14 protein-coding genes and 2 pseudogenes are annotated in these 17785 nt (G+C 65.7%); 2 read left to right on the top strand and 14 right to left on the bottom strand.

Translation table 11 applies throughout. The features are described 5' to 3' along the window. Positions 1-179 precede the first annotated feature (179 nt). Positions 180-582, top strand: a pseudogene (locus ACYQ8L_RS16175) (Mu transposase domain-containing protein); the annotation flags it as partial. Between the two features lie 62 nt (positions 583-644). Beyond that, positions 645-983, top strand: a pseudogene (locus tag ACYQ8L_RS16170) (ATP-binding protein); the annotation flags it as partial. Between the two features lie 379 nt (positions 984-1362). Here the strand turns inward: ACYQ8L_RS16170 and ACYQ8L_RS16165 are convergent. From ACYQ8L_RS16165 to ACYQ8L_RS16100, 14 genes are all read right to left on the bottom strand, one after another. After that, the gene (locus ACYQ8L_RS16165; RefSeq protein WP_459942844.1) at positions 1363-3858 is read right to left on the bottom strand and encodes an NHL repeat-containing protein; all 2496 of its coding nucleotides are present in this window, start codon (positions 3856-3858) and stop codon (positions 1363-1365) included. A 111-nt stretch (positions 3859-3969) separates the two neighbouring features. Further along, positions 3970-4977 (bottom strand): 3-oxoacyl-[acyl-carrier-protein] synthase III C-terminal domain-containing protein, encoded by a 1008-nt coding sequence (locus tag ACYQ8L_RS16160; RefSeq protein ID WP_459942843.1) that lies wholly within the window; start codon positions 4975-4977, stop codon positions 3970-3972. Beyond that, positions 4974-6053: a 3-oxoacyl-ACP synthase gene (locus ACYQ8L_RS16155; protein WP_459942842.1), complete on the bottom strand. Its 1080-nt coding sequence runs from the start codon at positions 6051-6053 to the stop codon at positions 4974-4976. Before ACYQ8L_RS16155 ends, ACYQ8L_RS16160 begins: the two co-directional genes overlap by 4 nt. Position 6054: 1 nt before the next feature. Continuing rightward, on the bottom strand, positions 6055-7167 hold the full coding sequence (locus ACYQ8L_RS16150) for a branched-chain amino acid ABC transporter permease (protein WP_459942841.1): 1113 nt from the start codon (positions 7165-7167) through the stop codon (positions 6055-6057). A 13-nt stretch (positions 7168-7180) separates the two neighbouring features. Beyond that, positions 7181-8200: a branched-chain amino acid ABC transporter permease gene (locus tag ACYQ8L_RS16145; protein ID WP_459942840.1), complete on the bottom strand. Its 1020-nt coding sequence runs from the start codon at positions 8198-8200 to the stop codon at positions 7181-7183. 13 nt (positions 8201-8213) lie between these two features. After that, complete coding sequence (locus ACYQ8L_RS16140) at positions 8214-8924, bottom strand: ABC transporter ATP-binding protein (protein WP_459942839.1); 711 nt, start codon at positions 8922-8924, stop codon at positions 8214-8216. Continuing rightward, complete coding sequence (locus tag ACYQ8L_RS16135; RefSeq protein WP_459942838.1) at positions 8917-9681, bottom strand: ABC transporter ATP-binding protein; 765 nt, start codon at positions 9679-9681, stop codon at positions 8917-8919. The genes ACYQ8L_RS16140 and ACYQ8L_RS16135 overlap by 8 nt, the downstream gene beginning before the upstream one ends. A 72-nt stretch (positions 9682-9753) precedes the next feature. Then, entirely contained in the window at positions 9754-10956 is a 1203-nt protein-coding gene (locus ACYQ8L_RS16130) for a substrate-binding domain-containing protein (RefSeq protein ID WP_459942837.1), read from the bottom strand. A 64-nt stretch (positions 10957-11020) separates the two neighbouring features. Beyond that, positions 11021-12538, bottom strand: a complete 1518-nt coding sequence (gene menE, locus ACYQ8L_RS16125) for an o-succinylbenzoate--CoA ligase (protein ID WP_459942836.1) — start codon at positions 12536-12538, stop codon at positions 11021-11023. A 19-nt stretch (positions 12539-12557) separates the two neighbouring features. Next, on the bottom strand, positions 12558-13133 hold the full coding sequence (locus ACYQ8L_RS16120; RefSeq protein WP_025323672.1) for a flavodoxin family protein: 576 nt from the start codon (positions 13131-13133) through the stop codon (positions 12558-12560). Beyond that, positions 13130-13942 (bottom strand): enoyl-CoA hydratase/isomerase family protein, encoded by an 813-nt coding sequence (locus ACYQ8L_RS16115; protein ID WP_459942835.1) that lies wholly within the window; start codon positions 13940-13942, stop codon positions 13130-13132. The genes ACYQ8L_RS16120 and ACYQ8L_RS16115 overlap by 4 nt, the downstream gene beginning before the upstream one ends. A 7-nt stretch (positions 13943-13949) precedes the next feature. Then, positions 13950-14696 carry an SDR family NAD(P)-dependent oxidoreductase gene (locus ACYQ8L_RS16110; protein ID WP_459942834.1) on the bottom strand — a complete coding sequence of 249 codons (747 nt, stop codon included), beginning with the start codon at positions 14694-14696 and terminating at the stop codon, positions 13950-13952. A gap of 1 nt (position 14697) precedes the next feature. Beyond that, positions 14698-15447, bottom strand: coding sequence for an SDR family oxidoreductase (locus ACYQ8L_RS16105; RefSeq protein WP_459942845.1), 750 nt, complete (start codon positions 15445-15447; stop codon positions 14698-14700). 314 nt (positions 15448-15761) lie between these two features. Next, on the bottom strand, positions 15762-17024 hold the full coding sequence (locus ACYQ8L_RS16100) for a TetR/AcrR family transcriptional regulator (protein WP_459942833.1): 1263 nt from the start codon (positions 17022-17024) through the stop codon (positions 15762-15764). Between the last annotated feature and the right edge of the window lie 761 nt (positions 17025-17785).

Here is a 17785-nt window from a genome sequence, read left to right as displayed (position 1 = left end):
GTCCAGCTGGTGCCCGTCCGGAAATTGCAACCACAAAATCTAAGGTTTTTCGCCCGTTCTGTTATTGGTCCTGGTACGAAAATCTGGTGCGTTGCACCCAGCCACCACTTGATATGCTTGATAAATTTCGACACAACGGGCGCGCGGATGCGTCGAAAACGAGGCCAGCAACTGCACCTCTTCCAGGTTACCTAGTGGGCCAGATCCTGTGGCTTCGCGCCGCCCCCTCCACGGTCGAGATCTATCACGACCATGCACTGGTGGCCTCCCATCCCCGCGTCGCGCGCCCTGGCGCCCTCTCCACCGTCCCCGACCGCCTTCCCCCGAACGCGTTGGCCTACCAGATGCGTGACCCCCAGTGGTGTCTGGCCAAGGCCCACAAGGCCCTCCACCCGCAGGGTCATCGAGCACCTCTTCGCCCACCGGGTCCTCGACAACCTCAGCGCCGCCCAGGGCATTCTCCGCCTCGGGAAGCGCTCCGGTGCCCACCACCTGGAGGCCGCCTGCCGCCGCGCCCTGCGCTTCGGCGATCCCCGCTACCGCGCCGTGAAAACCCTCCTCCACAAGGGCCTCGCCCAGGAGCCCGAGGGACCGCCACCTCCCGGGCCATCGCAATGCCCCGCCGGACCCCCATGCAAAACCCGGCCGCCCGGGCCACCACCGACGCCTGCGAGCGCCGCCTCGCAGCCCTAACCCGCGTGGATCTGCTCATCATCGACGACATCGGCCTCAAGCCCCTTCGTCCACCCCAGGGTGAGGACTTCCACCACCTCTTGATCGAACGCCACGAGCTGGCCGCCACCATCCTTACCAGGAACCTCGATCTCGACGAGTGGGGCAAAGCCTTCCCCAATCGGCTTCTCGGCGCGGCCGTCCTCGATCGGATCCGTCACGGCGCCTACCGGATCGTCCTGGAGGGCCAGAGATGCCGCGCCCCACGGCCGATGCCGGAACCTTCACCCAAGGACGTTGCCCCCGGGTGACGAAAGGGATGGGGTCGCCACCACCGAGCCCCCTAGGAGCAAGCCGGTTCGCGTGGCTCCATTACGGCGATCATGGGTGGCTCGATTACGGCGATCCGCGACAGGCATGGGCCGGGGCGACGGGGATGGGGTTGGTGTCACCCGGGGCCGCTCCGAACAGCGCCGGGTCCAACTCTGTCAGATCCAGGGTCAGGATGGCCCTGCCGCCGGAATCCAACGCGGCGGCACTTCGTCCCAGGCGCTCCGAATTCCCCGGGCCCACGGGCCGCACTTCGACACCTGTTTTCGTCACCGCGATCTCCCTTCACACCTTCTCACCCCGATCCACCAAGCTCTCGTTGCCTTTCACGAGATCCGCATCAGGGCGAGGCAACGCGGGTCAATGGAGCTGCCGCATCTCAGTCAGGTCAAAAGCTGTGATCCTTCCAGAGATCAACGAGTTGACGAACACCTTTCCATTGCCCACCATCACGTGCTCAGCCGAGAAGAGCCCCCCTGGACGGGTACCCAGGGAGGTATCCAGCCAGTATCCGTTGAAGGGCGGCAGGATCCTCCCTTCGGAGTCAGGAAGGTACGGCGTGGGATCCTCGTAAGAGCGGGCGATCATGTTGAACCCATCGCCGACCAAAAGGGTCTGATTCACGCTGTCGAACGCCACGCCTACCGGCAGGAAAAGGTCGTAGGGGGTGAGGGTGTCCGGGTGATCGTAAGTTCCAGCGCCCATGCCCAACTTGCCCACATAAGCTCCGTTGGAGCTGTCAAAGACCTGAAGCCTTTGGTTCCTACGATCGACCACGTAGACTCGGCTCCCCCCCGCCACAACGTCTTGGATCTGATCAAAGGTACCGACCGCACCCTCACTATAAAAATTAGGACCAAGAGCCCAATCAGCAGACATGTCATCTCCCTTGCTGGCATCCTTCCCACCAACATGCCAAGAGTACTGAAATATGGCCCAGTACGGATCATAAACGAACTTCCACACATAGCCAAGATTGCTAGCAATATACACCCCATACGTACCTGACGAGACATCTTCTAGGTGCACATCTATCGCCTTGGGATAGTTGTTATTATATTGAGAAATCTCTGGCACACCATACCCGGTCGTTCGATATGAGAGATCAAAAACGTCCTCCAGAAACCCCTGTTCGTCATAAATTCTTATGGAGCTGTCTCCCGTGTAGGGCCACACCAGACTCATATCGGCCGCAACCAATATGGCCACCTCATAGGAGTTCCAACCGTTCACCGGCTCGTAGACGTCGATCCCGGTCACGCCGGTGGAGATGGGGGCACCGGTGAACATGCCAAGATACTGGCCGGTGGCGTCATACATGTTGACCCGGGTGTTCGGGGTGTCCGTAGCGAGCAGGATGTCGCTAACGGAGCCGTCGGTGGGCAACCACGCCATTCCCCCTACGAAGTGGAGCTGCCCCTCAAGGGTCCTCGGATGCCCCCAGAACTCGTGCTCCAGGCTTCCCCCCACCCCCTGGGAAACCGAACACCGAAGGATCGCCTGGCCGGACGGACTCACCCAACACTTCTTGATGCGGTGGTTACCCGGGTCGCTCACCAGGATCACCGGGGCATCCTGGTAGAATACGCCCCATGACCAGACATCTTCGGTGTAGAAACCGCCCGTCGGGTACTCCAGGGGAACAGCGTCGTTGGGTAGTTGGAAGCACTCGTCTTCGTATAACGCGGTGACTGGATCGCGCATCTCCACCTGCTGGATCCCGAGCCTTCCGTAGACCCAAACGGCCTGGGCGTCGCTGGCCGGATCGATTCGGTAGCGGACCGTGCCAGAGGCGGCGGGATCGAGGTTGGGGAACTTGAGGAACCGGCCGTTGTACGTATCGGCCACGTAGAGGTTCCCGTCCCGATCGGTTCGGACCCCGCGCGGACGCTTCAAGTGGTCAGGGGTTCCGTTGATGACGAAGCGGCCCAGGATATCGGTGAGCGTCAGAGCCCCGGTCGCTTGATCCACTTCAAAAACCTTGATGCGGTTGTTTCCGTTGTCGCAGACGTAAATGTACTCATGGGAGCCGTCGGCAGATCTCCAGTACGTGAGCCCCTGGGGGATTCGGAACCCCTCGATCTTCTCCGGTGATCCGGCATAGTCGTCGTAGTAGGCCGAGTCGGTCCCGTAGTCCTTGTCCACGCCGACGATGATGGGTCCCGCGGGCACGTACGCTCCGGTAGGATCCTGCCAGCCCCGGGTCGTGATCAGGGTCGCCGTGTAGGTTTCTGGGTCGAGGTGGAACCCCTTCAGCCGGTGGTTGAACTCATCGGAAACGTACAGATACCCATCGGGTGTGACCACCAGGTTCCGCGGCAGCTTGAGCTGGTCATCCCCTCCCTGACCCTCGTGCCCAAAAGAGGTGACGTAGTAGAAACGATCTGGGTCGGAAGGGTCCGTATGGTAGAAGTGGATCTTGTGGACGCCGATGTCGTTCACGTAGAGTCCGGCCAGCCGAGCGTCCTGAGCCTCGCTCCTCGACAGGAAGTAGATGCCGAGGGGGGCGGAGATCTTGGGCGCGACGGTCTCTGGGCTGTCGGGATCGAGCAGGGCGTCACGGTCGTCGAGTTCTCCCACGAGAGCCCCGTCGAGGTTCAGCACCCGGATCTTGTAGTGACCCACGTCTGCCACATAGATGCGAGCCGTGGCAGGATCGGCGGACAGGGTGTCCTTGTCGTAGGTCACGGTGGTCGGGGTGTTGAATTGGTAACGCTGGTGCGCCGGTTCGCCGGCAAGCTCACCCGACCGGTCCTCGTCTCCGAAAGTGAGGAAAGCCCGAGCGGGCGAGCACAGAAACGCGGAGACGAGGACGATCCAGAACCATCCGCCCATCCGCTTCTTCTGCCAACACATCGTCCCGTCTCCTTTCGTGCCCACGAAGTCACGCGATGCCTGCCACGGCCCTCCAACCATCGGATGCCCTCCGCCGGTGCGCCCGAGTTCCGAGAAAGCCTTTTCTCTCGATCAGCCCGGGCCCCACTGGACGGTGGCGGCGGCGTAGGTGAAACCGATCCCAGCGGACACCAACACCGTCAGATCGCCGTTGCGGAGGGCACCGCTCCGGCCCCCCAGCTCCAGGGAGAGGATCACGTCGTTGGTGCCGTGATGGCCCCATTCGGCGAGCGATGCGCTCCGGCGGTCGCGGATTCCCAGGGCCGAGAGGACCTGTTCGCGCATGGCGGGAGGGAGGTGGCGCAGGGCCAGGTAGTCGGGGCGTCTTCCTTGGAGGGCCGCCCCGGCCACCGCGACCAGGCCCGCGGGGAACCGGGTCGCCAGGTACTCGGCCAGGGCTGCCGGGGCCGCCGTCTGGAAGAACATCGCGGGGGTGCCCAGGTTCTCCTCACAGAAGGGCTGCTCGGTCCCCCCGCCCGGCACGTACACCGCGTCGGCCATGTCCGGGTCCACGTGAAACGCCAGGCCGAGCAACCGGTTCCGGGGGTGGTCCTTTCTGAGGAGGAGAGCCCCGCCCGAGGCCGAGTAGGCAAGGAGAAACCGGGTTTGCGGGTTTCGGGGGTCCACCAGGTCGACGTTCCGGGTGCCCCCGGCCAGGAGCACCGTCCGGATCGTGTCGTCTCCCGTCATGAGGTCCCGGGCCACCCGGAGGCCGACGAGGCTCGTGACCCCCTGACCCACGAGGTCGAACGCCCAGGCGTTCCGGCAGCCCACCTCCTCCTGGAGTCGGATGGCCGCGGTCTGGGCGACGTAGTCCTTGTACTCCTCCCCGGTCCAGATCACCACGTCCACCTGCCCCGGCGCGACCCCACCCCGGGCCAGCGCCTGGCGCGCCGCCCGCACGGCCATCGGCACGGGATGGTCCCCGGGGCCGGGCACGGGTTTGCAGCAGATCCCCAGCGCCTCGACCTCCTCCTTCCCGAGACCCGCCCGGGAGGCCACCTGGGCGGCCGTCTCGCGGCGCAGGGGAACGTACACGCCGTGGCTGACGATCCCGATGGAGGCCTCGGACGGGCTCATGGATTCCCCTCCGAGTCGGCCAACAGCACCCCGCCCCCTTGATGCCGCGCCGTGGTTACGGGTCCCCACCGGAGGACCAGGGCGTCCCAGGCGTAGCCGATCCCTGCGGAGAGCATGAGCACGATGTCGCCGTCCCGAAGCCGTCCCTCCTCAACGGCGAGCTCGAGGGACAGGAGCTGGTCGTTCTGCCCGTGGTGACCGAACTCGGCCAGGTACCGGCTCTGTTCCGGCCGGAGCCCCAGCTGGGCCAGGAGCCATTCGTGGGCGCTGCGCTTGACGAGCAGGGTGGCCAGGTAGCCGACGTCGCCCCGCGACAGGCCGCTCTTCTCCAGGGCGCGATCGATGCAGGTCAGCCAGTTCTTCAGGGACAGCCGCTCGAGCCGCTCCTTCATCCCCTGCGGGTCCAGCACGTCCAGGTACTGCTTGCCCTCGCGGAGGCCCTCAGGCGTGACCGGCGCGACCGATCCCCCCTGGGGAACGTAGACGTCCCAGGCGAACGACCCATCGCTCATGAAGTGTCCGTCGAGGATCTCGTTGGCGGGGCAATCCCGCTGGACCACGCAGGCTGCGCCGCCGGCCGCCAGGAAGTACATCCACCGCACCCTCGGGTTCGCGTAGTGGATGAGGTCGGAGTTGCGGTAGCCGGACACGACCAGGACGTTGCGAAGCCCCGGGTCCGCCCGGATCATGTCGCGGGCGAGCTTCAGCGCCACCACCGTGGTGCCGCAACGCTGCTGCATGTCGAACGACCACGCGCGCCGCAGGCCGAGCTCCTTTTGGATCTTCGGCCCCACGGGCCAGTTGCGGTACTCCTTGACCTCCTCCCCGCTCCAGATCACCAGGTCGATCTCGGAGGGCTGGAGCCCGGAGTAGTACAGAGCCTTGCGTGCGGCCTTCAGACCCATGGCCACCGTTCCGTCGCCCGGGCCCGGGACGTTTTTCTGGTACCACCCCAGCTTGGTGCGGATGATCTCGGCCGGCGTCCCGCTCTGGGCAGCGATGTACTCCGCCTGGTGGTAGGCTCGGGGGATGTACGTGGCCAGGCTCCGGATGCCAGCGCGGTTCCTTTCGGGCACGTCACTGCCCCCCTGTTCGGGTCGGCTCCCGCCGGGCCAAGACCTGGTGCACCGCGCCCATGATCCCCTTGGGGAAGAGGAACACCACCAGCATGAACAGGATCCCGAAGTACAGGACCCATCGCTCGGCCAGCCGCTGGGCGATCTCCACCCCGGGGAGCAGGGTCGAGGCAGCCGTCTGGAGCTCGGGCAGCCAGGTCTCGGCCACCATGATGAAGGCGGCACCCACGATGCCGCCGTACAGGGTGCCCAGCCCGCCGATGATCACCATGAAGAGGATGTTGAGCATGATGGGGATCCCCAGGACGGACTCGGGGTTGACGTAGCGCACCCACGCGGCGAACAGCACCCCTGCGATCGAGGCACCGGCCGAGCCCACCACGGTGGCCAGGAGCTGGTAGTGGAAGGTCCGGTAGCCCAGGGCCGTGGCGCGCTGCTCGTTCTCCCGGATCGACTCGATCACGCGACCCACCGGCGACTCCACGAACCGCAGCAGGCCGGCGAACACCGCCACCGACACCCCCAGGATGGCGTAGTAGGTGATCAGCCGTCCGCCCACGCTCACCCCCAGGACCTCTCCTCCGGTCCAACCCACCCCCAGCACCCCGGGCAGACGGAACGACACCCCGTCCTCTCCCAAGGTGAGGCTGGTCCATTGCCCCCCCAGGATGTGGGCGAACTCCGCGAGGGCCAGCGTGACCATCGCGAAGAAGATCGCCTTGACCCGGAGGGAGAAGAACGCCACGGCCGAGGCCAGCACCGAGCTCAACCCCACGGCCAACACCAGGGCCACGGCCAGGTGGTATCCCCGGGGCTCACCGCCGTGGTGGATCACCAGGGCCAGGCAGTAGGCGCCCAGGCCGAAGAACATGCCGTGGGCAAAGGACACGATCCCGGTGTAGCCGATGATCAGGTCGTAGGACGCGACCACCACCGCGAAGATCATGATCTTGGCCAGGACGTCCATGGCCCGGAACGACGGGAAGATCCAGGGGCCCAGGACGAAGCCCAGCAGGAGAAGCGCGCGTACCCCCGCGGCGAGGAGGCGGGTTCGGTCCCGGCTCCCCCCCGTGCCGCGGGCAGCCGGGTTCAAAGGAACGGCCCTGGAAGCCATGCTCTCCCCCTCCCTATTCCTGCCCCATCAGACCCTGGGGCCTGAGGAGCAGAACGATCACCATGATCAGGATGTTCACGCCGAGGGCGAGCTTGGGCACGAGGAACGAGACGTAGTTGAACGCCAACCCCACGACCACGGCTCCCACGAACGAGCCCGTGACGGAACCCATTCCCCCGATGATCACGACGATCATGGCCAGGATGAGGTTCTCGTCGCCCATGCCCGGGTGGATCTGCTCCCGGAAGACGGCCCACATAGCACCGCCCACGGCCGCCAGGGCGGCCCCGCCTGCGAATACCGCGGTGAAGATGCGGCCGATGTCGTATCCCATGACCTCCACGATCTCTCGGTTCTCCACTCCCGCCCGGACGACGAGGCCCAGCCTCGTGCGCCGGAGGAGGAGGTGGAGTCCCCCGAACACCGCCACGCCTACCACGACGGCCAGCACCCGGAACCGGTTGATCACCACGTCGAACAGGTCATAGCTCCCCTGGAGGGCCTGGGGCACGAGCACCATCTCGTCGTTGGGCCCCCACACGATCTTGATCACCTCGGTCATCACCAGGGAGAGGCCCACCGTGATGAGGATCTGCTTCAGGTGATCGCCGTACACCCGGCGGACCACCACCCGCTCCACCACCACCCCGAGCACGGCGCCCACCCCCGCGGCGGCCGCCAAGGCGAGCAGGGTGGAACCCAGGCTCTGACCGAGCGAGCCCGTCTCGACCCAGCCCAAAGCGTCGAGGCGCCGCAGCACGCTGAACCCCACGTACCCGCCCCAGGCGAAAAACGCGCCGTGAGCCAGGTTGAGCACGTCCATCAGGCCGAAGATCAGGGTGAGACCCACCGCCGTGAGGAACAGCAACATCCCCATGGCCAGGCCGGCCACCGTGAGGAGCAGGTAGGTGGTGGGATCGATCCAGAAGAGCGGCAGCAGAACCAGCGCCGCTGCCCCCGCCCCCACGGCCAGCTGCCGACCGTTGACCGGCCGGCCCGGGGGCTGTCCGACTGCCACATCCAGCGCGTTCATCCCTTCGTGCTCCTCACCCGATTCCCAGGTACCTCTTTTTCACCGTGTGATCGTTCACCAGGTCCTCCATCCGGCCCCCGTGAACGACCCGTCCGGCGTCCAGGATGAAGTAATCGGTCCCCACGTGCCGGGCCATGTGGAAGTTCTGCTCCACCAGGATCACGGTCGTCTCCTCGCTCATGTGTCGGAGCGACTCGATCAGGTGGTCCACGACCACCGGCGCCAGCCCCTTGGACGGCTCGTCGATCAGGAGCAGCCGGTGATCCGTTACAAAGGCCCGTCCGATGGCCACCATCTGCTTCTGGCCTCCGGAGAGCACGCCCGCCTTGGCCCGCCAGTACTTCTTGAGGGCGGGGAAGAGCCGGAAAACCGTGTCGAGCCGCCTGGCCGACTCCTCGGTCTCGCGGGGCATGGCCAGGCGGAAGTTCTCTTCCACGGTCAGGTGGCACAGCACCGCCTGGGCCTCCGGCACGTACCCCACGCCGAGCCGGGCGATCTCGAAGGTTCTCCGGCGCTCGATCCCCTCCCCAGCCAGCCGGATCTTCCCCTTGCTGGCCCGGACCAGCCCCATGATGGTGCGCAGGGTGGTGGTCTTTCCCGCCCCATTCCGGCCCAGCAGCACCGTGGCCCTCCCGGGCCGGGCCTCCAGGGACACCCCCTGGAGGATGTGGTGGCCTCCGATGTGCGCATGCACCCCCTCCAGGGTCAGAATCGGCTCAGACATCTCGCACGCCTCCGCCGAGGTAGGCCTCCAGGACCTCCGGGTTGCACGAAACCGCCTCGGGGGAGTCGTCGCACAGGAGCCGGCCGTCGTTGAGCACGGCGATGCTGTCGGAAAGTGCCATGATCATGTCGAACTTGTGCTCGACGAGAAGGATCGTGCGGGTCCGGGTCGCCTTGATCCGGCGGATGAGGTCCAGGACGGCGGGAACCTCCTCCATGCTCATGCCGGCCGTGGGCTCGTCGAGGAGCAGCACCTGCGGGTCCAGGCCCAGCAGGATCGCGATCTCCAGCTGGCGCTGCTGCCCATGGGGCAGGACCTCGGCCCTGTCGGCCCACCGGTGCGCGAGCGACACCTCCTCCAGGATCCCGTAGGCCCGCTCCTCCAGCTCCGGGTAGGCCTCACAACGGCGCCAGAACACCAGGCCCACCCGCTCCCGGGCCTGGAGCGCGAGGCGCACGTTCTCGAGCACCGTCAGGGCGGGAAAGAGGTTGGTGAGCTGGAACGACCGGCCGATCCCGATCCGGGCCCGGTCCGCTGGCCCGAGGGGGGTGACGTCCCGGCCGTGGAACAGCACCCGTCCGGAGCTGGGCCGGTACTGGCCGCTCAGCAGGTTGAACAGGGTGGTCTTCCCCGCCCCGTTGGGCCCGATGATCGACTTGAGGGTGTACGGCTCCACCCGGAGGCTCACGTTGTCGATGGCGGTGTTGCCACCGAACCGGATCGTCAGGTTCCGGGTCTCGAGGGCGGCCTCGGCCACGGTGCTGTCTCCTCTGGAAACGCGGGCGAGGGAGGGCGGCAGGGCCCCCTCCGCGGGGGCGCTGCCGACGGGCTACCGATTGCGGATGGGAACGTCCAGGTCCTGCCAGGTGAGTTCCCGCACGAGCACGGGTACCGCCCACGGCAGGCCGGGATCGTTCTTGATCCGGAAGTGATACATGGACTGCAGCGCCTGGTGGTCCTCCTTGCGGAACACCATCTCCCCCTTGGGGGTGTGGAAGTGCATGCCCTCCATGGCGGTGATGAGCGCTTCGGTGTCCGTGGATCCGGCCGTCTCGATGGCCTTTACCACCGCGATCGCGGCGCTCATGCCCCCGCAGGTGAAGAAGTCGGGGGGCCGGTTGAAGCGCTTCCGGTGTTCTTCCACGAGCCACCGGTTCGCCTCGTTCTTGGGAATGTCGTAGTAGTAGTAGGTGGCACCCTCCATGCCCTCCAGGGGCTTGTAGAGCTTCAGCGCGGCGAGGATGTTGCCGCCCGCCGTGAGCTTGATTCCGTGCTTCTCCTCCAGCTTCATCGCCCGCAATTTGCCCAGGGGGTTTCCCTTTCCCGCCCAGATCACGAACAGGTACTTGTCGCCCTTCACGCGGCTGAGGGCCTTAATGATCCGCTGGGCCGGAGCCGTGAAGTCCGCGGTCTTGAGGGGGACATACTCCTCATGCACGACCTTGGCCCCCTTGGCCTCGGCAGCCTCCTTGTAGGCTGCCACGCCGTCGCGGCCGTACGCGTAGTCCTGGGCCAGGGTCGCGATGAACACCCCGGGCCTGGCCACGGCCACCGCGTTGGCGATGGCTTCCTGGGACGAGTTCCGGCCGGTGCGGAAGACGTAGCGGTTCCAGGCCTTGCCGGTAATGCTGTCGGCCACGGCCGGCTCCACCACCAGCACCTTCTTGAACTCCGCGGCCACGGGCAGCATCGCGAGGGCAACGGCCGACGAGACGCCCCCCACGGCCAGGTCTACCCCGTCGTCCTTATAGGCCTCGGTCAGTCGCTGCTTGCCCAGGTCGGGCTTGAGCTGGGTGTCCTTGACGATGACCTCGATGGGCCGGCCCAGCACCCGCATCGTGCCGCGGGTGGCGTACTCCAGCCCCATCTTGAACCCGGTGATGGACTGCTTGGCGTAGACCTCGAACGGGCCCGTGACCCCCACCACCTGGGCGATCTTGATGGGCTTCTCCGCCGCCCTCGCGGGGGGAGCGGAGAACAGGGCCACCGCGAGAGCGAAGGACATGAGTGTGAACCCGTGCTTTCCCGTCATCGTCTTCCTCCTCGTGGGGTGCGGGAAACCGACCCGCGCAGGGCCGCGAGCCGGTGAGGCAACCTCAGCGGGCCTGCTCCCGAAGGACGTTTTTCAGCACCTTGCCGGCGGCGTTGCGCGGCAGGGCATCCACAAACACCACGCGTTTCGGGACCTTGTACTTGGCCAGACGGGGGCGCAGATGCTCCAGCACCTGCTGCACCGTGAGCGTGTGGCCGTGCTTGACGGCCACCACCGCGCACCCGACCTCCCCCCAGGTGTCGTCCGGCACGCCGACCACCGCGGCCTCGGAGACCTGGGGCAGCTCGTAGATCAGGTTCTCCACCTCGGCGGGGTAGACGTTCTCCCCGCCCGAGATGAACATGTCCTTCTTGCGGTCCACGATGTAGAGGTCTCCGTCCTCGTCCATCCGGGCGAGGTCCCCCGAGTGGAACCACCCGCCGGAGAAGGCCTGCCGGGTGGCCTCCGGCCGATTCCAGTACCCCTGCATCAGGTTGGGGCCCCGGAGGACCAGCTCCCCCACCTGGCCCCGGGGCACCTCGTCGCCCCGCTCGTCCACCACCCGCACCTCCACGTGGAACAGGGCCCGGCCCACCGAGCCGGCCTTGAGCAGGGCGAGGTTCTTGGGCAGGGTGGTGATGCCCGGGGCCGCCTCGCTCATGCCGAACCCCTGCTGCAGGGCGATGCCGGCCTCGTGGTACTGCTGCACCAGGCTCGGGGGAAGGGGCGCACCCCCGCTCATCGCACACCGGACACCGGCGAACGCGGAGGGATCGAACTCCGGATGCTGAAGGAGGAACAGGAACATCGCCGGAACTCCGAAGAAGAGGCTGATCCTCTCCTCCCTCAGGAGCCGAAGGGTCTCGGAGGCGTCGAAGGTCCGCTGGAGCACGACCGTGCCGCCCACATAGAGCATGGGCAGGGTGAACAGCCCGATCCCCCCGATGTGGAACATGGGCAGGGCGAGGAGATTTCGGTCGGCCGACGTGAAGTCCAGGGCCAGCTGGAGGTTGAGGGCGTTCCAGAAGCTGGCGCCCTGGCTGAGCACGGCTCCTTTCGGCCGCCCGGTGGTGCCCGAGGTGTACATGAGGATGTGGGGCGTGTCCCCGTCCGGAAGCGGGGAGACCTCGGGCTCGGCATCCGGTTGCGCGGCCAAGCACGCCTCGTACGCATGAGCCCCCAGGACAGCGTCCGCACCCAGGCACACGGCCCCGCGCACGCAGGCAGCGGCGCGGAGCTCCCGGGCGAGGTCCTCCAGCCCGGGATCGAACAAAAGGGTCTCGGTGCCGCTATCCGTGAGGATGTAGTCCAGCTCCGGGGCGGTCAGACGCCAGTTCAGCGGCACCAGGATCGCGCCCAGCTTAGCCGTGGCAAAGATCACCTCCACGAACTCGGCACGGTTGTACGCGAGCAGCCCCACCCGGTCGCCCGGCTTGACCCCCAGGGCCTGCAGCGCCCTCGCCGCCCGGTTGACCCGGCGGTTGAGATCCCGGTACGTCAGGCGCCGGTCTCCGTCCACCACCGCTTCCCGGTCCGCGCTCAGCTCTTCGCGCTTGCGAAGCCACCAGCCGATTCCTTCCACGGCACTCCCTCCTCCGGGATCAGGCACGGATCTTCCTCAACACATCCGCCAGATTCCGCGCGAAGTTCTCCACGTGGCCCATGCCCTCCTGGTCCTCGAGCGCATCCCGGGCCCCCCCGGTCCCGGCCATCCCGACGGTCCAGTAGGTCGACCCGGGAACGGTGATGCCGTTGATGAAGAACCACAGCAGGAGCTGGGAGAAGGCCAGGTTGTGGCCGGCCCGCCGGGCGACCGTGATCGGACCGCCCACCTTCCCTGCCAGGAACTTCCCGTTCCAGTGGGCCACGAAGGTCGCTCGGGAGAGCAGGGCCATCATGGGGGGCACGACCGAGGACATGTAGACCGGAGACCCCAACACGATGCCGTCCGCCGCGCACATCTTGTCGAGGATCTCAGCGAAGTCGTCGTCCTGGATGGCGCACCGGGCCGTCTCCACACACTCGTAGCACCCCCGGCAGGGCTGGATCTCCTTTCCGCGAAGGGAGATCACCTCGGTCTCGATCCCCTCTTGCTCCAGGATCCCGGCGCACCGGTTGAGGTACTCCAGGGTGTTGCTCTGGGGCCGCAGGCTGCCGCCGATGCACACGACTCTCATGTCTCGTCCTTTCCTAGAATGTCCCGGACGTCCATTGACGTTTGGAGAGATCCGTTTCGCAACTGCTCGGTCATCAGATCCGAGAAGAACGTCTGTTCGAAGCACCTGCCGAACAGGGCCCTTTCGGTTCGAAAGCCATCCTCCAGCGCGCTTTCTCCGGCGGCGCGCACCGCCTGTTTGGCCAGGGAGAGCGCGTACGCGGGGTGGCGGAGCACCGATTCGAGCAGCCTCCGTGTCTCTTCCTCCAGGGCCTCGGGGGCGACCACGCGGTGGACCAGCCCGAGGCGGGCCGCTTCGTCGCCTGGGTAGAGCCTTCCGCTCAGGATCATCTCCGTGGCCAGGCCCGTCCCGACCAGCAGGGGGAGGCGTTGGGTCCCTCCCCCCCCCGGGATGAGCCCCACCTTGACCTCGGGCAAGCCAATGCGGGCGGTCGTGCTGGCCACCCGGAAGTCGCAGGCCAGGGCGAGCTCGAATCCGCCGCCGAAGCACAGGCCGTTGATCGCTGCAACCAGGATGAGCGGGCTTGCCTCCATCCGGCTGAGCAGGTGCTGGAACCGCTCCGAGAACGCCTCCCCCCGCTCCGGGTCCAACCGCATCATCTCGACCCCGTCGGCGCCGCCGATGAAGTAGGTGGGACCCGTTCCGGTGAAGACGAGCGCTCGGACGTTTGCCCTTTCGGACTCGTCCAGGAGGCGCCCGAGCTCTGCCATCAGGGCCGAGTGGATGGAGTTGCGGTCCCGAGGTCTTCTCACGGCCACCCAGCGGATTGCGCCCTCGTCCCTCACGTCCACGTGCTCGAATCCCGTCATCGCCGCCTCACATCACCAAACCGCCGTTGGGGCTGAAGACCTGTCCCGTGAAGAAGTCCGCCTCGGGAGAGGCGAGGAACCCCACCAGGGCCGCTATCTCCTCAGGGGTTCCCAATCTCTTCAGGGGCGTTTTTTTCAAGATGTGATCGCGGAACCCGGGGGGCAGGTCGTCCAGCATCGGGGTGTCGACATAGCCCGGAGCGATCACGTTGACGCGTACGTTGTGGCGGGCAGCTTCGGCGGCAAGGGACCTGGCCAGCGTATTCACCGCCCCTTTTGCGGCCGAGTACGCCACGGCCCCGGGGGTGGGCGTGAGCGAGGCGACCGAAGAGAACAGGACGATCCGCCCCCCGCCCCTTCCCTTCATGTGTCGCACCGCCTCACGACAGCAGAAGAAGGTGCCGTCCAGGTTGACGGCCATCAGGCGGCGCCACCCCTCATCGGACAGCTCGTCGAGCCAAGCGGTCTCGCCCAGGATCCCGGCGGCGTGAACCACCATGTCCAGCCGGGGAGCCCGCTCGAGAACCGCCTCGAACAGCCCTGCCACGGAAGAGCCGCTCGCTACGTCCACGACCAAGGCCTCGGCCCGGCCCCCACGTCGGGCGACCTCTTGGGCAACGGTCCGCGCCGCAGTCAGGTCTATGTCAGCCACGAACACGGTCCGGCCGGCGCGGGCCAACCGAAGGGCCGCGGCCCGCCCCATTCCCGAGCCGGCCCCCGTAATCAGAGCCGTTTCCACCGGTCGCGTGCGCATGTCAGAGATCCCGGAGCCTGTCGAAGGCCTGCGCCGGCTTCGACGTGGGGAAGAGAATCAGGCCCGGCGAATCCAGCTGCTCGATGACTCCACGGGCCACGGCCTCTGTGGAATCCATAACACTCCTGTACTCGGCGACGAGGGGCCTCATCTCGTCCGCCCCGCATGACGTCTCGAAAAACTCGGTGTCGGTGAGATGGGGACAAACCGCCTTGACCCGAACTCCGGTGCCCTGGAGGTCGCGGGCAAGGCCCCGCGAGAAGCCGACCACCGCGTGCTTGCTGGCCACGTATGCCGCCACGCTATTCGCGTGGGCCACGAGCCCTGCGATGGAGGCCATGTTCACGATGAGTCCCCTCCCGCGCCCCAGCATGTCGGGGAGAACCGCCTGCGTCAGGAACACCGTGGCAAACAGGTTCACCTCGAACAGGGCCCGCCACACCGGCTCGGAAGCCTTCAAGAACGCCCCATAAGCTCCCCTGCCGGCGTTGTTGACCAAAACGTCGATCCGCCCCCAGTGCTCTGCGACCCGGTCGACCAGATCGGCGCGGCCCCGCGACGTCGTCACGTCGGCTTTCACGATGAGGGTGGGGCCCTGGCATCCGTCCGCAACCTCCCGAAGTCGCTCCTCCCGGCGAGCCGCCAGAGCAACCCGCGCGCCCTGACGGGAGAACTCCTGGGCCAAGGCCGCACCGATCCCTGAGCTGGCCCCTGTCACCACGACGACGTCTTCAGACCCAAGATCCCGCATCAAGGTAGACACTCCCCAAAAAGCTGAAATATGAACCACGCGTCAGAAAACTATCCGGCCTTCCTGCCGGGTGTCAAGAAAAAAATGAAACGGTGTTGTTTTGGCTTGCGGATCGGCAAGACGGCGGGAGGTGCGAGAGGGGTGCAGTCCACGGCCACCTGCTCGGCCGCTCAAGAGGGAGGAGCCGGGAAACGGGAGAAGGGGCGGTCGGGTCCCACACGTCCGAGGGCGGCCCCTTTGCGAGAAAAGAGCCTCAGATGTCCAGGGACCCCTTGGCTGGCCCCTGCCTCACGCCGGCAGCGGCCACCAAAGACTCACCTTCGGGGCTCCAATCCATAGAGGAGGCACTCAGCAAGGTCCCTAAACAACGGGCTCGGAAATTCCGCGGCATCGTCCGGGGCCCAGACGATCCACTTTAATCCGATAAAGTGGGTGAGCCCCATGATGGAACGCACGAGGAAGGTGGGCGGAAGATCACGGAGCTGGCCCCTTTCGATCCCCTTCTTGACCCCTTTGAGATATCCCTGGGCGATCTTGTTGTAGTACCACATCCCCACATCCTGGGCGATCATCTCGAACTCCGGGATCAGCCGGTATATGGCCCGATGTCTGCGCAGAAAGTCGAAAAACGCCCAGATACCGACGAGCTCGGCCTCCCTGCGGTCCTCGATCCCGGCGATGGCCTGTTGGATCTCCCGGCGGGCCTCTCGGTTGATGTGCTTGATGAACCCCTCGATCAGGTCGCTCTTGCTCTCAAAGTGAACGTAAAACGTACCCTGGGCAACATTGGCCTCGCGGGTGATGTCCGCGATGTTCGCCCTGCTGAACCCGTTGCGGCCGAACACTGTCTCTGCGGCGCGAAAAATTGCCTGGCGGGTGCGCTCTCCCTTGCTCATCGGCTCGTCCGTCCGGAAGGAACTGGGCGGGGGAGTCCGGAAAGGAATTTGAGTGAGATCGGGGGGATCGTTCCATGGAGCAGGACCGGCGACTCCCTTTTTCAGAAGATCTACGATCAGCTCGACGGTCTCCCAAAAAGAGAAAAACGGGCGACTGTGTTCCCAACTCAGGTTATTGAAGTAACAAATTCCGATCAACGCGTAGGCCAAAAGGTTTGGGTCGAACCCGGCGATATTCCCGAGGCGGTGTTGTTGTCGGAAAAAATCTCGGTAGTGCCTCGCGATGGCCTCATAATACGATATGGTGACTTTATCAACCAGGTCGGACTCCCCAAGAATTCTATGAAAAGCAAAATTCTCCCGCGTATGCTCCAACAACAGAGCCACTTCAGACCTTAACCGCCCACCAAAGTCCGACGCATTACAAGCGATAGAGGCAGATTTCTTCAGAAAGCCGCTCACAACTAAATCATTCAACTCTAGAAACACCTGCTCCTTGTTGTCAAAGTATTGATAAAAAGTTCCCGGGGAAACTTCGCACCTGCGGGCGATCTGGGCCACCGAGGCGGCGTAGTACCCCACCTCTTTGAACACGTCGTGGGCGGCCTCCAAGAGGGCCGCCCGTGTTTTGCGCCCTTTTGAGGATAGGGCTCGGGGCCTGGTGCGAACGCTCTTCTTCATGCGCAACGCGCTCCTCTGTGTTTTGTATGATTCACTCGTCAGCTTGCTTATACAGCGCCTTCTTTCGGGTGTCCAGAATCCCGGAGATCTTTTTCCCCGAGGCGACCAGGCCCGCCTCCCAGCCCATGGAACAGCGGCCAAGCGGGCGAACTCTTGAGGCTCCGAGGGCATAGGGATGGGGCCCGCTTCTGGTTCGGAGGCCAAAGTTCGGCAAGGAGACAGAGGTTCAGGAGACGTGCAAGAGGGCCCCGCCCCCGCACGGTCCGATTCGACCGTGGCGAGGGGCGTCCTGTCTTCCAAGTAACTTCCGCTAGGACGCTGGGACGCATGAAAACCTACTTGATTCCAAATGTTCCAAGCATGCCCCAGCCCCTTTGGCGCCACCTCACGGTCTCGGGGGGGCATGGGGTCTGCTGGAGAGCCGCGTGCGGCCCCTTGGCTCGCCGCGCAGCGCCTCCAACGCTCGCACCGTGAAACCGTTCGGTCCCCGGCCGCACTGCCATGAAACCACGGTTGGTGCCCCGTGCCTGCGCGGCGAATCTCATGCCCGGCTTCGCGCGCGGCCGGAAGCGGACCCAATGCCCCACCGCCGAAACTGTGCGGGGATCGGTTCGCGTTATTTCTTCGCAAACAGGCCGCCTCGCGGCCTATGGGAGCTGAATTCTGTTGCTGATCCGCGAAACGCCGGCGGCCGGCTCTCCAGCAGGCCCCACGATCCGGGAGGCCGCCGATGGAGGGGAGGAGCCGGCCGGGCCATCAGC

Source organism: Deferrisoma palaeochoriense (assembly GCF_054656955.1).
Note: the sequence above shows the minus strand (reverse complement) of the source record. Positions and strands in the feature narration are given on the sequence as shown.